This window comes from Deinococcus sp. (assembly GCF_018260405.1).
Lineage (GTDB): Bacteria > Deinococcota > Deinococci > Deinococcales > Deinococcaceae > Deinococcus.
In genome coordinates, this window is record NZ_JAGLBG010000054.1 from 1 (window position 1) to 17,412 (window position 17,412).

14 protein-coding genes and 2 pseudogenes are annotated in these 17,412 nt (G+C 61.6%); 10 read left to right on the forward strand and 6 right to left on the reverse strand.

The genetic code is table 11. The features are described from left to right. Positions 1-256: 256 nt before the first annotated feature. A pseudogene (locus QZ269_RS08160) lies at positions 257-1,565 on the reverse strand (IS66 family transposase). Positions 1,566-1,870: 305 nt separating this feature from the next. Here QZ269_RS08160 and urtA point away from each other — a divergent pair. From urtA to QZ269_RS08205, 9 genes are all read left to right on the forward strand, one after another. After that, a complete protein-coding gene (urtA, locus tag QZ269_RS08165; protein ID WP_291426147.1) occupies positions 1,871-3,043 on the forward strand; it encodes an urea ABC transporter substrate-binding protein in 1,173 nt (390 codons plus the stop codon). A gap of 71 nt (positions 3,044-3,114) precedes the next feature. Next, positions 3,115-4,020: an urea ABC transporter permease subunit UrtB gene (urtB, locus tag QZ269_RS08170; protein ID WP_291426149.1), complete on the forward strand. Its 906-nt coding sequence runs from the start codon at positions 3,115-3,117 to the stop codon at positions 4,018-4,020. An 11-nt stretch (positions 4,021-4,031) separates the two neighbouring features. Continuing rightward, complete coding sequence (urtC, locus tag QZ269_RS08175; protein ID WP_291426151.1) at positions 4,032-5,114, forward strand: urea ABC transporter permease subunit UrtC; 1,083 nt, start codon at positions 4,032-4,034, stop codon at positions 5,112-5,114. Next, positions 5,104-5,874 (forward strand): urea ABC transporter ATP-binding protein UrtD, encoded by a 771-nt coding sequence (gene urtD, locus QZ269_RS08180; protein ID WP_291426153.1) that lies wholly within the window; start codon positions 5,104-5,106, stop codon positions 5,872-5,874. Before urtC ends, urtD begins: the two co-directional genes overlap by 11 nt. Positions 5,875-5,929: 55 nt before the next feature. Beyond that, on the forward strand, positions 5,930-6,634 hold the full coding sequence (gene urtE / locus QZ269_RS08185; protein ID WP_291426155.1) for an urea ABC transporter ATP-binding subunit UrtE: 705 nt from the start codon (positions 5,930-5,932) through the stop codon (positions 6,632-6,634). A gap of 179 nt (positions 6,635-6,813) precedes the next feature. Beyond that, a complete protein-coding gene (locus tag QZ269_RS08190; RefSeq protein WP_291426157.1) occupies positions 6,814-8,355 on the forward strand; it encodes an ABC transporter ATP-binding protein in 1,542 nt (513 codons plus the stop codon). Beyond that, on the forward strand, positions 8,355-9,425 hold the full coding sequence (locus QZ269_RS08195) for an ABC transporter permease (RefSeq protein ID WP_291426173.1): 1,071 nt from the start codon (positions 8,355-8,357) through the stop codon (positions 9,423-9,425). The genes QZ269_RS08190 and QZ269_RS08195 overlap by 1 nt, the downstream gene beginning before the upstream one ends. After that, on the forward strand, positions 9,418-10,278 hold the full coding sequence (locus QZ269_RS08200; protein WP_291426159.1) for an ABC transporter permease: 861 nt from the start codon (positions 9,418-9,420) through the stop codon (positions 10,276-10,278). Before QZ269_RS08195 ends, QZ269_RS08200 begins: the two co-directional genes overlap by 8 nt. A gap of 347 nt (positions 10,279-10,625) precedes the next feature. Beyond that, complete coding sequence (locus QZ269_RS08205; RefSeq protein ID WP_291426161.1) at positions 10,626-11,825, forward strand: BMP family ABC transporter substrate-binding protein; 1,200 nt, start codon at positions 10,626-10,628, stop codon at positions 11,823-11,825. A gap of 83 nt (positions 11,826-11,908) precedes the next feature. Here the strand turns inward: QZ269_RS08205 and QZ269_RS08210 are convergent. The 5 genes and pseudogenes from QZ269_RS08210 to QZ269_RS08230 all read right to left on the reverse strand — a co-directional run bounded on the left by QZ269_RS08210 (position 11,909) and on the right by QZ269_RS08230 (position 17,013). Beyond that, positions 11,909-12,451: pseudogene (locus tag QZ269_RS08210) on the reverse strand (transposase). A gap of 85 nt (positions 12,452-12,536) precedes the next feature. Continuing rightward, on the reverse strand, positions 12,537-13,004 hold the full coding sequence (locus QZ269_RS08215; RefSeq protein WP_291426163.1) for a (4Fe-4S)-binding protein: 468 nt from the start codon (positions 13,002-13,004) through the stop codon (positions 12,537-12,539). Between the two features lie 234 nt (positions 13,005-13,238). Further along, the gene (locus QZ269_RS08220) at positions 13,239-14,189 is read right to left on the reverse strand and encodes a zinc-binding alcohol dehydrogenase family protein (RefSeq protein WP_291426165.1); all 951 of its coding nucleotides are present in this window, start codon (positions 14,187-14,189) and stop codon (positions 13,239-13,241) included. Beyond that, positions 14,186-15,265 (reverse strand): maleylacetate reductase, encoded by a 1,080-nt coding sequence (locus tag QZ269_RS08225; RefSeq protein WP_291426167.1) that lies wholly within the window; start codon positions 15,263-15,265, stop codon positions 14,186-14,188. Before QZ269_RS08225 ends, QZ269_RS08220 begins: the two co-directional genes overlap by 4 nt. A 77-nt stretch (positions 15,266-15,342) precedes the next feature. After that, positions 15,343-17,013: a VOC family protein gene (locus tag QZ269_RS08230; RefSeq protein ID WP_291426169.1), complete on the reverse strand. Its 1,671-nt coding sequence runs from the start codon at positions 17,011-17,013 to the stop codon at positions 15,343-15,345. A 74-nt stretch (positions 17,014-17,087) separates the two neighbouring features. Here QZ269_RS08230 and QZ269_RS08235 point away from each other — a divergent pair. Then, positions 17,088-17,412: MarR family transcriptional regulator (locus tag QZ269_RS08235; RefSeq protein WP_291426171.1), on the forward strand; the 325-nt coding region annotated here is incomplete at its 3' end.

Here is a 17,412-nt window from a genome sequence, read left to right on the forward strand (position 1 = left end):
CCGTACCGGCCTGCGAGACAGGGCACGCGGGGGCGATTCCCGAAGACAGCCTATCGAATCTCGCGCTCCTCGGCGCACGTACGGATCATCCAGGAGTATGCCGGGAGGCGGGTCGTGAACGTCCGAACACGACGGCGAAACGGATGAATCCCCACCTGGCGAGGAAAAGCCTCGCATTCGCGAGGCTGACGGTCCACCGGGTGAGTCTGGCCCATCTGGTCCAGGGGATCTACAACGGTTCTGTCAACGTAACTCCTCAGCGCGTGAGTGCAGGAATTAGAAGCGAATTCTGGAAAGTAGCGAATAAACCTTGCCACACATCTAAACCCTGTTTCCGGTAAGTAGCTATGAAGCTCCGAATTCGGCAGAAAACGACTCCACCCGCCTCTGACCGGAATCCGCCAGAGACCTTGCGTTTGACGCATAGCATTCGAAGGTCACGCTCCACCATGTTGTTGTCAAAGAGGACATGTTCGTGTTCCAGAAAACGCAGCACCGAATCACGGTGTTGCTGACACCGTAAGGCAAGATTGCGACCAGGAGGCTGCTCTGTCTGACCACGCTTCTTGGGAACAGGTTCTAGAACAGGGTTCGCTTCCAATCCTGCGAGCACTAGTTCATCAAAATGCCGCTTTGCCTTCTGAGGTGAGGGTTCCCTGCTTCAGGGCGTGGTAGACGCCCTGAAGTGCTGTTCTCAACTCACCAGCCCAGGATTGTTCGTGATACTCGTGTATTTTTGGCAGGTCACGCAGAAGATGGGCGTTACACAGGGCATGCTCGCTGGGTAGCCCCATGTACGTCGACGAGGCATCATGAACCAGTATGCTCGTATAGGTCGGCAGGATGTTGGCGACCTTTAACCCCTTCATTCCACGATAAGAGCTATGGGTATAGAGAGCAAGCTGGGCCGAACAGACCACATGGAACCAGGCACGATTCCCATTAACCTTGGAATCTGTTTCATCAGCATGCACAACAGGCTGGGCTTATAGGGCTGTTTTCAGTGCGTCCTCAAGGTGCATAAGCCGTTCGGCAGCGAGATTCAGGTTCAGCACGACGGTTCCATCACTGATGGAGGCACCAAAAAGTGCCTCCATGATTTCGCCCACCCTGTCCAGAGAGATGAAGTGGTCGACGTGGAGATAAGTCGTCAGTGCATGAACACCAGGGCCATACTGCACGGTGCCAGAAACGTCTTCAGGAAAGGGAGCCTGGCCCCGACAGCAGCATTGCAGACAGATTTTGACTTCGGCCTGATATTCCGTCACCAGAGGGTGCAGTTCTGGAATGTCGTGTACCTGACGAGCAATGATGTCGCTCAGGGGGACTTCTTCACAGACCTAACCACAACCGCAGTGTCCAGTGAGCGGCAGGGGAACGGTAAAGTCCGGCTTGTCGCTGAACTTTAGGGTTTTCCCCGGATGACCTTTCTGACCACCCGAGAACTGCCCTGACTTTTGACGCCCACTTTTAGGCACCCAAGGCGGATCTTGACTGGGTGGTTGGCGTGAGGTGGCGCTCGTACCCTTGAGGAGAGCAGTCAGCTCTCTAACTTTGGCTTCCAATTGCTGATAGTCACGTCGAAGCTGAGCAAGCTCAGCTTCCAACCGTTCGCAGTTAGGGCAACGTGACTCTTCGATGCGCCTATTCTATAACCCGTACTGGAAGTCAAGGCCCCCTGCTGAGCAGTTACCTCTAATATTCACAATAGCTCACCCCATGACAAGGGCAAAATGACTTTCTAAACAACTTGCCAAGTATGTCGCAAAATTCTCGCTAATGTTCAACGAGTTATACAAGTTGTTCAAAATTTCTATGACATTTAGCAGAAGCGAGCCACTTCACCCATCTGACTTTTCAAGGAGTTCACATGACGTACCGTAACCTGACTGCCTCCCTCACCCTTCTTCTGCTTGGTAACGCTCTGGCCCAAGGCACCGTGAAAGTTGGCGTGCTTCATTCTCTAACGGGCACCATGGCCATCAGCGAGATCACAGTGGCGAACGCAGCGCAACTCGCCGTAGATGAAATTAACGCGGCGGGCGGCGTCATGGGTAAAAAGATTCAGGTCATCAAGGAAGACGGCGCGTCTGACTGGCCCACCTTCGCCACCAAGGCCGAAAAGCTGCTGACCCAGGACAAGGTAGCGGCGGTCTTCGGCGGCTGGACGAGTGCCAGTCGCAAGGCCATGCTGCCGGTGTTCGAGAAAAACAAGGGTCTGCTGTTTTACCCCGTGCAGTTCGAGGGCAACGAGTGCAGCCCCAACATCATTTACACCGGGGCGCAGCCCAACCAGCAGGCCCTCCCAGCCCTCGAATGGGCGCTGAGCAAAGGCTACAAGAACATCTTTTTGCTCGGCAGTGACTATGTCTATCCGCGCACCGCCAACCTGATCCTGAAAAAACATATCGCGGCCAAAGGGACTAACCTCGCAGGTGAGGAGTACGTGGCTCTGGGCGGCACCGAGTTTTCCAGCGTCATCAACAAGATCAAGGCCGCTAAACCCGACGTGATCATCAACACGCTGAACGGCGACAGCAACGTGTCATTTTTCAAGCAGTATCAGGCGGCTGGGTACAGCGCAGCCACCTTACCGGTCATTAGTTTCTCGATTGCTGAGCAAGAAGCCCAGAGCATCGGCCCCGCCCTGCTGACCGGGCAGTACGCCACCTGGAACTATTTTCAGAGCCTTCCTAACGCAGCCAACAAAAAGTTTGTGGCCGCTTATCAGAAGAAATACGGAGCCAAGGCCGCAATCACCGACCCAATGGCGCACGCTTATATGGACGTCTACCTCTGGAAAGCTGCCGTCGAGAAGGCCAAGAGCTTCGACCCAGTGGCTGTACGTAAGGCCATTGTCGGAGTCAGCACCGACAGTCCGCTGGGCAAAATCACTGTCGACAAAAACGGCAGCCTGACCCAGACCGTGTACACCGGGCAAAGCGGTGCGGGCGGGCAGTTCAAGGTGGTGGCCCAGAGCGGGGGCGTAATCGCGCCGCAGCCCTACGACGCCCTGGCCTTCCCCGGCAAGACCTGCCCTTAAGCGGCGAATTCCCTAGTGGTGGGCTGCGCCTGGTGGCGCAGCTTACCTTAGTTTCTTGGCAGGAGGACGTCATGGACGCCGTTTTTCTTTTCGGACAATTATTTACGGGCCTCTCGGTGGCCTCAATTCTGCTGCTCGCGGCGCTAGGGCTGGCGCTGAGCTTCGGACTGATGCGCGTCATCAATATGGCGCACGGCGAATTTCTGATGTTTGGCGGTTACCTGACTTACCTCGCCTCGCAGTGGGTAGGGCCGCAGTTCCTGTGGCTGGCGTTTCCGCTGGCGTTTGTGGGATCGGCGCTGCTGGGCGCCGTTCTTGAATTCACGGTCATCCGGCGGCTCTACGGCAGGCCACTCGACACGCTGCTGGCGACCTTCGGCATCAGCCTGATCTTGCAACAGGCCGCGCGGCAGATCTTTGGCTCTACCGGCGTACCCGTGATGGCTCCGGCTTGGCTGTCGGGGGCCATCACGGTGCACGGCGGCGCACTCGACGGCCTGACCTTTCCCTACGTGCGCCTGTTCGTTATGGCGCTTTCGGCGCTGGTGCTGATAGCCGTGTGGTGGCTGCTGAACCGCTCACGCTTCGGGATGCATGTGCGGGCCGTCAACCAGAACCGCGAGGTGGCGTCGTCGCTGGGAGTCAACACCCGGCAACTGGATATGCTTGTTTTTGCGCTGGGCAGCGGCATCGCGGGCGTCGCGGGAGCGGGGCTGGCGCTGCTGGCTCCGGTGAATCCCACCGTCGGCTCGGCGTATATCGTCAATGCCTTTCTGGTGGTCGTGGTGGGCGGCGTGGGCAGCGTACTGGGCGGCGCGGTGGCGGCCCTGCTGCTCGGCTGCATCACCGCACTGGCTGAGGGGCTGACCAGCGTCAGTCTGGCGCAGGCCATCTTGCTGGTGGTCGTGGTGGCCTTCTTGCAATGGAAACCCAGGGGTCTGTTTCCCACACAGTCCCGCGCCCTGGAAGAAGCGTGAGGGCGCAGAGCGTGAAGGCAGCGCATCTGGGCAAAGCGGCCCTGTGGCCCACACTGGTCGTGCTGGCGCTGCTGCTCGCCCCGTTTGTGCTCGCCTCCTACCCGCTGGCGCTGCTGGGGCGGGTGCTGGCCCTGGCAATCGCCGCGCTGGGTGCCAGTGTGGTGTGGGGCCGCGCCGGAATTCTTAGCCTGGGGCAGGGCCTCTTTTTTGGTCTGGGCGGGTATGCTCTGGCGATGCACCTTAAACTGGCGGCCACCCCGAAGGGCGAACTGCCGGATTTCATGGTGTATAGCGGTATTAACAAGCTTCCGTGGTTCTGGCAGCCGTTTCATTCTGCGCCGTTTGCCCTGCTGATGGTCGTGGTGTTGCCCGGCCTGGCCGCGTATCTGATTGGCTGGTTGATGTTCCGGCGGCGCATTACGGGCGTATTCGTCAGCATCATTACGCAGGCGCTGGTGCTGGCGTTCGTGACTTGGCTGGGCGGCGCTCAGGGGCTGACGAGCGGCAGCAACGGCATCACCGATTTTCAGACCTTTATGGGCCTCAATCTGCGCGGCCCGGACTTTTCGCGTGAACTGTACTGGGCCACGCTGCTCATTCTGGGTGTGAGTTTTGCAGGCACCGCCTGGGTTCTGAATACCCCGTTCGGGTCGCTGCTCACGGCCATCCGGGACAATGAGAACCGCAGCCGGTTTCTGGGCTACAACCCAGCGGCCTTTAAGGTCGCGGCCTTTGTGCTGGGCGGCGTACTGTCGGGTCTCAGTGGAGCGCTGTATACCCTGCACCTCGGCACCATCTCGCCCGCCATGATTGGCGTGGCCTTCAGCATCGAACTGGTGGTGTGGGTGGCGCTTGGTGGCCGGGCCAGCCTGTGGGGCGCAGCGGGCGGCATGGTGCTGGGCCAACTGGCCAAAGACCGCATTTCCAGCGCGGCTCCCGAAGCGTGGCTGTACATCATGGGCGCACTTTTCGTTCTTGTGGTTATGTACCTGCCTGAAGGCGTGGCGGGTCTGCTCAAAAGTCGCCTGTCAGGTGGAGCTGGCCGACGCCCCGCACCCCTGCCCATGCACCCCGAGGTGAAAGATGCCGTCTGAACAAACAGGAGCACCTCTGCTGGACGTGCGGGACATCACCGTATCGTTCGACGGCTTCAAAGCCATTCAGAATCTGTCGCTGCAAGTCTGGCCCGGTGACTTGCGGGTGCTGATCGGCCCCAACGGTGCGGGCAAAAGCACGCTGCTGGACACCATTATCGGCAAGGTGCGCCCGGCCAGCGGCGAGGTGCAGTTCGGCGGAGAAATTATTTCACGGCTGCCCGAATACCTGATCGCCCGCCGGGGCATCTGCCGCAAATTTCAGGCTCCCGGCGTGCTCGAAAGTCTCAATGTGCGCGACAATCTGCGCCTGGCCGTCCGCAGCGACAAGGACGTATTTGCCAGCCTCTCGCCGAAAATCCGCCCACAAGAAGAGGCGCGGGTAAACGAACTTCTCACGCTCACAGGACTGACCGAGCGCCAGGACGTGCAGGCGGGGCAACTTGCCCACGGCGAAAAACAGTGGCTCGAAATTGGGATGGTCGTCGCGCCGCGCCCCAGACTGCTGCTGCTCGACGAACCGACGGCGGGCATGACCGCGCAGGAAACGGCCCAGACCGCTGAGTTGATTCGCGCACTGGCGGGGCAACACGCCGTGCTGGTCATCGACCACGACATGCATTTTGTCGAGCTGCTCGCCGCGCCCGTCACGGTGCTGCATCAGGGGCAGGTGTTCCGCGAAGGAAGCCTGGCCACCCTGCGGGACGACCCGGATGTGATGGAGATTTACCTGGGCAGGCCGAAAGAGGCAGCGGACTGAGTGACCCGTCCGCCGCTGTGTGCCCTTTGCCCTCTACACCGCCACAAGGAAAACCATGCTCAAACTTGAACATATCAATGCTGCTTACGGCCAGAGTCCTGTTCTTTTCGACATTAATCTGGAGGTCAACGACGCCGAAGCGGTCACACTGATCGGGCGTAACGGCGTGGGCAAAACGACACTTCTGAGAACCATCACGGGACTGCATCCTGTGACGGCTGGGGGCGTGCGCCTGAATGGTGAACAGGTAGAAGACCAGCCTGCGTTTGTCCGCGCCCGCGCTGGACTGGCTTACGTGCCGCAGGGGCGTGGGCTTTTTTCGCACCTGAGCGTCGAGGAAAATCTGCTGATGGGTCTTCCGGCGCTCGCGGGCCGCCCCACCGCCAAAAAGCAAGTCCCCGAACTGGTGTATGACCTCTTTCCGATCTGCCGCGATATGGCCTCGCGCAAGGCGGGCAACCTGTCGGGCGGGCAACAGCAGCAAGTCGCTATCGGGCGGGCGCTGGTCACGCAGCCGCGCTACCTTTTGCTTGATGAACCCACCGAGGGCATCCAACCCAGCATCGTGCAGGAAATCGAAACGGCCCTGACCCGTATCCGCACCGAACTGCGCGTGGCAGTGCTGCTGGTCGAGCAGTACCTCGACTTTGCCTGGGCCTTCGCGGACCGTTACTATGTGCTACAACGTGGACGCGTCGTCGAAAGCGGGCTGACCGCTGAGGTGCCGCAAAGTGCTGTCCAAAACTATATGGGCGTCTAGCTCACAAGCTTTAAGGAGCGCCCAGCCTCAGTTCCGCGGGTCTGGACAAAGCCCCCACACTCGCCCTGTTTCGCAGCTTTGTCAGTCTGCTCAGAGCGATGACGCATCACCCGGCAGTTACTTACCAGGTCGTCATACTTTTCGAGCGCACAACTTCCCGGAGGCAAAGAGAAAGCATCATGACCAGAATTGAGACGCTTGCCCAGCCGGGTCATCCCGATGTGACCTCAGCAGTATTGAGCCTGCGGGGCATCACCAAGCGTTTTCCCGGCGTGACTGCCAACGATCAGGTCTCACTGGAGGTTTATCCGGGCGAGGTGCTGGGGCTGCTGGGCGAAAATGGGGCAGGGAAAAGCACCCTGATCAGCATTCTGTACGGCCTTTACCAGCCTGATGAGGGCGAGATTTTGCTGGACGGTCAGCCCGCGAATCTCAGTTCCCCGGCGCAGGCGCTGCGGCGCGGAATGGGGCTGGTGCCGCAGCACCCCCTGCTGGTCGAGCGCCACACCGTCGCCGAAAACCTTGCGCTGGGAGCCGGGAGCGCCTGGCAACCGGTGCGGCAGGTCACGCCCCGCATTCTGGAGCTGTCGCGTACCTATGGCCTGGAGGTCAATCCGGCGGCGCCCGTCCATACCCTGTCGCCCGGGGAAAAACAGCGCGTCGAAATTCTACGTGCCCTGCTGGGCGGCGCACGCATTCTGATTCTGGATGAACCGACCAGCGTGCTGACCCCGCAGGAGGTCGAGGGACTGTTTCAGATTATGCGGGAGTTGCGGGCGGGCGGCAAATCACTGATCTTTATCAGCCATAAGCTCGATGAAGTCATGGAAATCTGTGACCGGACGGTGGTGCTGCGCCGGGGCAAGGTGGTCGGCGGGCTGCCGATTGCCGAGGCCAGCAAGGCCAGCCTGGCCGAACTGATGGTGGGCCGCAGCGTGAGTTTCGAGCGCCGCCGGGTCACGCCGCCCCCCGGCCCCCTGCTGCTGTCGGTGCGCGGCCTAGAGGCGCGGGGTGGGCGCGGGCATCTGGCACTGCGCGGCGTGAACTTTGACCTGCATGAGGGCGAGGTGCTGGGCGTGGCAGGCGTAACGGGCAATGGTCAGACCGAACTGGTCGAGGTACTGGCGGGCCTGCGTCCGGTAAGCGGCGGCGCAGTCAGCCTCGGCGGGGTACCCCTGACGGGCGATCCGGCACAGCGTTTTGCCCAGGGCGTAGCTCACATTCCGGAAGATCGGCTGCACACCGGCACGGTTCCGACTATGAGCGTGTCGGAGAATCTGGCCCTGCGCGAATATGGGCAGCTTCCCTTTTCACGCGGTGGTCTGCGTAACCTACAGGCGCAAGATGAGTTTGCGCGCCGCATGGTCGAGCGGTACGCTGTCTCCACGCCGAATGTGCAGACCCCCAGCCGCCTGCTGTCGGGGGGCAATATTCAGAAACTGATTCTAGCCCGCGAACTCACCGAACAGGTACGGCTCATTCTGGCGGTTCATCCCACTTACGGCCTCGATATCGGCGCTACCGAGCAGGTTCATCAAGAACTGCTGGGCTGTGCGGGCCGGGGCGCAGGTGTGCTGCTGGTCGGCGAAGACCTCGACGAACTGCTGTCGCTATGTGACCGCGTGGTGGTGATGCTGCACGGCCAGCTGCTCGGCCCGTTCGACGCCGCGCAGACCAGCCGGAAAGCCCTGGGCCTCCAGATGACCGGGGGCGCGGCGTGATGCGCTTGTCGCCCGTGTCCAGCCCTGGCCCCTGGCGGCGGCTGCTGGTCACGGTGATCGCCCTGCTGGTCGCCGCCCTGATCTGCGCCGGGGTCTTTGCCCTTTACGGGGTCGCTCCACTGGAGGCTTACCGCAGTATGCTCGGCACCCTGGGCGACCCGGTGGGCCTCTCGGAGGTCGTGCGGCGCTCTATTCCGCTGCTGCTGATCGGCGGTGGGCTGACCCTGGCCTACCGGGCGCAATTCGTGAATATCGGTGGCGAAGGCCAGTTGCTGCTGGGAGCCGTCGGCGGCAGCGGCGTGGCTCTTTTTGTGCCCCCCGGCCCCTGGACTTTGCCGCTGATGTTCCTCTGTGGGACGCTGCTGGGCGGCCTGTGGGCGCTGATCGCCGTATGGCTGAAGGTGCGCTACCGGGTCAACGAAATCCTGACCACCTTGATGCTGAACTATGTAGCGAGCAGTCTGGTGGTGTACCTCATCAATGGGCCGTGGAAGGGCCGCAACGTGCAGGGTTACGTCTACTCGGATCTGTTTCCTGGCGCGGCAACCCTGGCGCTGTTGCCCGGCACACAGGTGCACCAAGCGACGCTGGTGCTGGGCGTGCTGGTGGTCACCGGGTTGCAGTTTGTGCTGACCCGTTCGGTGTTCGGCTATCAGCTGCGGGTGGTCGGTGAAAACCGGGCGGCGGCAGAATACGCCGGGATTCCCGTGGGGCGGGTGATGACCCTGGCGGCCCTGATCACCGGAGGCGCGGCGGGCCTGGCCGGAGTCGGTGAGGTGGCGGGCATTCACCACCGCCTGCTTGAACCGGGCGAGCTTTCGCTGGGCTACGGCTTCACAGCCGTCATCGTGGCGTGGCTGGCACGCGGCAACCCCCTGCTGGTACTGTTGACCGCGCCGCTGCTAGGCGTCATTCTGGCAGGCGGCGACGTGCTCAAGATCGACCAGAACATGCCTTTCCGAATCGTGGACGTGTTCAGCGGCGTGATGCTGCTGTGCCTGATCGTCAGTGAACTGTTTGTTCAGAACCGGGTTCGTTTCGGGCCATGGCCGCGGAGAAGCTATGAATGAGATCAGCAGCGCCCTACTTCAGGCCGTGTCTTTTGGCACACCGATTTTGCTGGCATGCCTGGGAGCTACCGTTAATGAGCGGGCCGGAGTCTCCAATCTGGGCGTCGAGGGAATGATCGCAGTGGGGGCGCTGGCCGCCTTTGCTACTGCCAACAGCACCGGAAACCCCTGGCTGGCGGTGGGGGCCGCCATCGCTGCGGCTACGGCCCTCGCCTGCGTTCACGCCGTGGCCACCATTCCCATGCGGGCCAACCAGTTTGTTTCGGGTCTGGCACTCACCCTGCTGGGCACGGGTCTGGCCGGGCTACTCGGCAAATCCTACGAAGGTTTTCCACTGGCTATTCACGTACCCGAGTGGCCATTTGTCGCTCTGGCGGGGTTACTTACGCTGCTCCTGGCGTTTGTGTTCTCCTTTACGCGCCCCGGCCTGATCCTGCGCTCGACAGGTGAAAATCCGGCGGCGGTAGACGCGCTGGGAATCAGCGTGCCGCTGGTGCGGTTCGTGGCGGTGCTGATCGGCGGCGCGTTCTCCGGGCTGGCAGGCGCTTTTCTTAGCCTGGTCTACCGCCCCTCGTGGATGGACAACATATCGGGCGGGCTGGGCTGGCTGGCGGTGGCTCTGGTGATTTTTGTGGCCTGGAGTCCCTTGCGGGCCGCCGCTGGTGCCCTGTTCTTCGGCGTGTTGTATTACCTACAGTTCCGCTTGCAGGGCGCCACCCGCTTTCCCACCGAACTCCTCGCCGCTTTGCCCTACCTGCTGGTGCTCGTCGCGCTTGGCGTCGCTGGGGCGCGGCAGGCAGCAGGCCACGCCCCGGCAGCACTGGGGCGGCCCTACCTGCGCGGTGAACGCTAATACGGACTCGGGGTAGAGCAGTTCTGCGAATGATGGGCACGTCGGAACAACACCGCCCCCCCCGTCATTCTACGTCCGGCTCTTTCTTGTTCACTCGTTCCACTAGGCAAAAAGATGGTCAAAAGAGCACCACCCTTTTGCAAAAGGCTCTAAATGGTTTGCAAAATTCGTTCAAGCCGAGCAGACTCGCAGAGCCGCGCCGCAGAACAAGCGCAAGCAAAGAGGACTGTCGGGCATAGAGTTGGCCACCCAATGTACTTGCACCCTGTTAACGGAACACACGGTACTCCGTATCATTTCCACAGCACCTTTTATCCAGCACCTTCCCGTTTCCCGTAAGGAGAACTATGAAAAAAATTGCACTTTCCCTGTCCGCTCTGGTTTCACTCACCCTCGCTTCCGGCACCGTTTCCCCGGCCCTGGCCCAGACCTCAGCCGCAGCTTCGGCCACCGCCCCTGGCGGCAAACTCCAGGCGTGTTTCGTTTATATCGGGCCAGCCAATGACGGCGGCTGGACTTACGCGCACGACCAGGCCCGCCTGATGGCGCAAAAGGCCCTGCCCTGGCTAAGCACCCGCTACGTCGAATCGGTGCCGGAAGGTCAGGCGCTGCCGGTGCTCGACCGCCTGGCGCGGGGGGGCTGTCAGGTCATCTTCACGACCTCCTTCGGGTACATGGATCAGACCGCCGCGGCCGCCAAAAAGTACCCCAACGTGATTTTTGCCCACGCTGCCGGGTACAAACGCGCTCCCAACCTCGCCACCTACATGGCCGACTTTTATCAGGTGTACTACCTCAACGGCCTGATTGCCGGGGCGTTGACCAAGAGCGGCAACATCGGCTATGTGGGCACCTTCCCGATTCCCGAAATTAAGCGGCACATCAACGCCTTTGCGCTGGGGGCGCTGGCTGTCAACCCCAAGGCCAAGGTCAATGTGAAGTGGATCAGCGCGTGGTTCGACCCGACCAAGGCCAAGCAAGCTGCCGAGGCACTGATCAACGAGGGCAATGACGTGCTGGGCTTCAGCGAGGACACCCCCACGGTGGTTCAGACAGCAGTGGCGCACAACCTCCCGGTGTTCGGGCACTACAACGATATGTCCCGCTTTGGGCCGAACAACGTGGTCTCGGGGCAGATCGTTCATTGGGACAAGATTTACATCGACTTCCTGACCAAAGTGCATAACGGCACCTACACCAACAAGAACCTGCAAGATGTGGATTACTGGTGGCTGCTGAACAAGGGCGCTGTGGAAGCCGCCGCGCAGCCGGGCGTGGTTATCAATCCCAAATACGCCGCCCAGCTCAAGGCCGCCAAGATAACTGTAGGCGGCAAACAGGTCAGCGTGTATGACCGCGTGATGGCCCTGAATGCCGACATGAAGAGCGCCAAGCCCACATTTGACCCCTACACTGGTCCCATCAAGGATCGTGGCGGCATTTTGCGCGTTCCGGCGGGCAAAGTGGCGAGCGTCGCCGAACTTAATAGCATGAGCTGGGTGGCCCCTGGTGTCACGGGCGCAGTCGCGGACGAACCCAAGAAATAAGGGTTCTGTCAGGTTAAGTTTTTGCAGGGCGGTCGGGAGCGAGGCGGCCTGAACGATCAGGCCGCGAGCAGCACAACCTCGTTTCAGATTTGAAAAGCGCTTCTCTGGTTGCTTCGGCGGGAACGTTTGTTCGCGTGTATTGGTGAAGGTTACTGGTTATGGCGTGCAGATCGAGGAATTTCTATACCTTCTCCACATCTTTGCTGAGCAAGGTGATGAAAACCGTCTTCGCCGCATCAGTCCCTCGGTGTTCTTGCAACAGCACGTCTAGTACAGTCCCATACTCGTCCACTGCACGCTATAACCAACCACGCAGTGCCGACAAAGCCGTCTTTGAGGCACATTGTAAGCGCGGGGAGTGCTTGACTTTTGATCTTCACGAAGACTTCGTCCAAGTGCAAGCGGGAACCACATGGTGGTTCCCGCTTCCTCAGTTCTCTGTTAATGGTGAGGCCGAATTTCTCGCACCAGTCACGGATGGTTTCGCAACTGACCTGAATTCCTCGCTGGAGAAGGAACTCTGCGATATCACGGCAGCTGAGCGCAAAGCGATGATAGAGCCAGACGGCGTGCCCGATGATGCTCTTGGGAAAACGGTGGCGATAGGGTTTCCCGTCAGCAGGCACACCACTTTACCCTAACTTAACCTGATGAAGCCTTACTGACTTCAGCTTCCCGGAATCCAGGGTGAGCCTCTGATTCAGGCGTTATTCAGCTTTGCCCACCGGGAGCCTGAAAGCCCACCTGGCGGTGGGTGCCGTCGCAAAAGGGCTTATTGCCGCTCTGCCCACAGCGGCACAGGGCGGCGCGGGTATCGCGGATGGTGCCTGCCGGGTCAGCGCTCTCAGGCGAGGCGATGGTAAGGTCACCCCGCAGGAAATTAGGGCCGTTTTCCCGCACGTCTATGGTGGTGGGTGCGGACAACTCCGGCGGGCCAGAGGGCAGGACATAATGCAGCGCTCCTGTGGGGCAGCGGCGCACGACCTCAGCCACGGCAGCGGCGTCGGCCCGGCCCGGCTGAATCCAGGGACGCTGCTGCGTGTCAAATACCTGCGGCAATCCGCGTACACAGGCGGCGAAGTGAATGCAGCGCCGCCTATTGTAGTACACGGTTATCCCTTCGGCCGTGTAGGCGCGGCCCCAGAAGTCGGGGACAGAGGGAGTCGGAATCTCGGTCATATGTTCAGCTTATCCTAGAAAAACAGCCTCTGGAGTTGGCGTCTTGACACAATTTACGGGCTACGGTCGCCTACGCTCATGCTCTCGCCCCTCGCCTTTACCGCATCCGGATTCCCCTCCATTTCGTCACAGTCGCGAAGGCACCGCCTGCGGCTCTATACCGCACCGTACGCTGTTTCTACTCGCCTCGGCCCGGATTGATTCGGAACTGCACCGAGTCAACCGGCATCCGTATCAGTTCACGACTACCAAACGGTCATTTCCCGCCGCGTTCCACGCCGTCTCCACCTCAGCCAGGGGGCGAACGTCCACTGGGGTCGTCCAGGCGTGTGCGGCGGCCGCCTCCAGCATCTCGCCAATCGCGCCCACCAGTTCCCGGTTGGACACGCTGCCCAGGCCGCTGCCCATCAGTTCCACGCCCGAACTGCGCAGCGTCGAGGCGTTCAGGCTGATGTCCGCGCCGCTCATGGATCCGATTTGCACGAAGCGCACGCGCGGCTCGCCCTCCGGGTTGGCGTGACCGCTGAAGGCCGAAAGCAGGCTGTGGGCCGACACGCCCCAGAGGTAATCCAGGACGACATGCACCGGATTGCGGTGAACACTCTGGCGGAACGTTTCGGTGAGCGCGCCTTCCTCCTGGTTCAGCACGATGATTTCGTCGGCCCCCAGGTCACGCAGCACCGCTTCAGTGCGACCCGTCGCCACGATGCGCCCGGCCCCCAGATGACGCGCAATCTGCACCGCCAGCCGTCCCGAAGTGCCCGTCGCGCCGTTGATCAGCACGTGTTCACCCGTTTTCAGGTGCGCCCGCCGCGTCAGCGCCGCCCACGACGACATGCCCGGATTGGCGAGGGCGGCGGCCACGGTGCTGTCCAGTCCGGCGGGCAGGGCCACCGTGTATTCGCGCCGCACCTTGCTCTGCTGCGCCAGTGCGCCAAACGGGGCCGTCGGGAAGGCGAAATACACGCGGCTGCCGTCTTCCAGTTGGCCCACGCCATCGAATCCGGGGACGACCGGCAGGGTCTTGCCGCTGCTGTAGTGCTTGCCCGACGCCTGCGCCCGCACCAGCTGGCTGACGGCGGCGGCCTCGACCCCTACCAGCACCTCCCCCGCGTCCGGCTGGGGGGCCTGAAAGTCGTCGTAACGGGGGGGGTGAGCAAAATCATGGATGACAGCAGCTTTCATCGTTTTTCCTCCGGGGTCTGGCTGCTCGGGGTCTGGCCGCTCCAGGCGCGGCGCAGCAGCTTAAGCAGGGCTTTTTCTTCCAGTGGCGCAGGGTTCGGGTAGGGTTTTTCGAGCGCCTGCGCGGCGGCCTGGGCTATGCCGTCTTCCGGCATCCCCAGTTCGTGTAGGGCAAGGGCATTTCCTAGCGTGCGGTTCAGTTCGTACAGTCCCAGCGCAGCGTCTTCTGTGCCCAGGGCGCGGGCGATGCGGCGCATGGCTTCCGGCGCGTGGGGAGCGTTGTAGGCGATGGTGTGCGGCAGCAGCGCGGCGTGCAGTTCGGCGTGCGGCAGATTAAAACTTCCGCCCAGCACGTGTGCCAGTTTGTGGTGCAGCGCCATGCCCACACTGCCCAGCACACTCCCCGCCAGCCACGCGCCGTAGAGGGCCTGCATGCGGGCCTCCAGATTCTGCGGCTCTTGCACGATGACAGGCAGCGCCCCCGCCAGCGCCCGGATGGCGTCCTCGGCCATCAGGGACACGACAGGGTTGCCGTCTTGCGCGTACAGGGCTTCGGCGGCGTGGGCAACCGCGTTCATGCCGCTGCTGGCACTCATGGCGGGCGGCAGCGTCAGGGTGAGTTCCACGTCGTAAATCACCGTTTCGGGCAGCACTTTGGGCGTGTTCTGGGTGGTTTTGCGCCCCTCCTGCGTCTCGCCCAGAATCGGGGTCATTTCCGAACCCGCGTAGGTGGTCGGCAAGATGAGTTGCGGCAGGTCGGTTCGCAGCGCCAGCGCCTTGCTGAGGCCCGTGGTGCTGCCGCCGCCAAACGCCACCAGCCCGTCTGCGCCGAGTTCCTGCACGCGCCTTAGGGCCTCTTCGGTCACGCTGACGGGCGTGTGCATGGTCGCCCCGCTGAAAGTTCCGGCGCACAGGTGGCCCAGTTGCGCGGCCAGTTCACCAGCTTTGGCGCTCTGCCCCGCCGTAGACAGCACCAGTGCCCGCCGGATGCCGAGGCGCCCAGTTTCGGCGGCCAGTTGCTCGCGGCTACCTGCCCCAAACACAACGCGGGTGGGCAGCGGTTCATACGTAAAAAACATGGGTCGCTCCTTAAGGAACTCAACCGAAAAAGTGCCCATCAGTGAGGAGGGCACTTTTTCTGGTTCAATCTGGGTTGTTACACACTGCGGGCCGAGACTTCCTGAAGCATCTTCTGCACGGCCTGAATCTCATCTTCGTTGATGGTGTGGCCCATCTGCGGGTAGATGCGCTTGTCCACCTTCGCGCCGTGTCCGGCCAGAATCTCGGCGCTTTCCTCCACGCGGCGCAGGGGAATGTGCCCGTCCACGTCGCTGCACCCGATAAAAATGGGGGTGCCGTCCAGGCTGCCGGGGTAGTCGCGGGGGGTGCCGTCCGGGCCAATCAAGCCGCCTGAGAAGGCAAACACACCGCCGTAGCGCCGGGCGTTGCGGGCCACGTATTCCAGCGCCAGGCACGCGCCCTGCGAGAAGCCGCCGATCACGATGTTTTCAGGCGTAATGCCCTGCTCACCTAGCGTATTCACGGTGTCGTCAATCATTTGTAGGCCCGACGACAGGCCGGGTTCATTGCGCTCCAGCGGGGCCAAAAAGCTCTCGGGATACCAGCTGTTGTCTTTGGCTTGCGGCGCGACGTAGGTAAAGGCCGACAGGTTGAACTGCTGCGAGAGGCCCAGGATGTCCTCGGCGCTGCCACCGCGCCCGTGCACCAGAATCACGGCGGCGCGGGATTCATCCAGGGCGCGGCCCGTAGTCAGCACCGGCTGGCCCTGGTGCGGGCCATTTACGCGCAGGCCGTCCGAGAGGCTGGCGGCGCTGGTCGGGGCGCTGGTCTGGCTCGCGCCGCCAATCGTCACGCCGTACTCGTGGTTGACGATGGGTTTGACGCGGGCCTCAATCGCCGCACGCTTGCTTTCGTACCAGGCGGGCAATTTCAGGTGTTTGCCCAGTTCGTCGACGCTCTCGTCGGCCGGGAAGCCGGGGGCGTCGGTGGCGACTTCAAACAGAATGCCTGAGTGCTCACGGAAATAGATGGAATGGAAGTACTGGCGGTCTTGCACGGGCGTGGCCTGATAACCATGTTCGCGCAGCACCTTCTGATATTCCAGTTGCTCGGTGTCGTCCACCGTACGCAGCGCGACGTGATGCACGCTGCCCGCACTGAACTGGCCGTGCGGCTTGCCGGGGCGCTCGACCAGGTCGATGTACAGGCCCACGCCGTCCGACTGGCCCCGGAAGCGGGTGCGGGTGCCTTCGGCGTCTTGTTCGCTGCCTACTTTGGTAAAGCCCAGTGGCCCGGTCAGCAAGCTCTCGGTCTGGGCGGTCTGAGCAACCCAGCCCGTCACGCTGTGAAAGCCGTGCAGGGCGTGTTCACGGGGCACGGGACTCTTGGGCCAGAAGCTCGGCACGTCGGCTCCATCCTCGAAGATAATTTCAATCCACAGGCCGTCGGGGTCCTCAAACTTCACGGCGGGGCTGCCAAAGCGGGTTTCTTCGGTAAAGGGAAGGCTAAATTCTTTCAGGCGGGCTTTCCAGTAGTCCTGCGAGGCGACAGGCGCAGCGTAGGCGGCGGCTACGATTTCGCCGTTGCCGCGCCGTCCCTTGACCGCGTTGGGCCAGGGAAAGTAAGTCATGATGGTGCCGGGCGCGCCGGTTTCGTCGCCGTAGTACAGGTGATAGGTGCCGGGATCGTCAAAGTTGACGGTCACTTTGACCATGCGCTGGCCCAGCACTTGCGTGAAGAAGTCTACGTTCTTCTGGGGGTCGCTTGCCATGACGGTCAGGTGGTGGAGGCCTTGAATCGGATTCATGGATATAAATTAACTTAAATCTTTAAGTGTTATGTAATGCAAATCACTTTATAAAGAATGGGTATACTCGGCGCGTGAATGAGATAGACGCGGCCCTGCGGGGGCTGCCCATACGAATCTGGCGGCGGCTGGTCAGGACGACGCAGGGCAAGATTCAGCAGGTCGAGCACGCCCTTACGCCGCTGGACCTCAGCATGACCGAATTTGACCTGCTGGCCGTGCTGCGTGACCTGGGCAGCGCGTCTCAGCAGGACGTGGCCCGCAATCTGCTGTTTACCGAAGCAAATATGTCCTACCACGCCAAGCGCATGGTGGCCCGTGGCCTTAGAGGCTGTCTGAGGCCCATATCGTCGGAGTATCCATGCTGCCCTCTTCATCAGGCGCACAATCGCTGGAGCA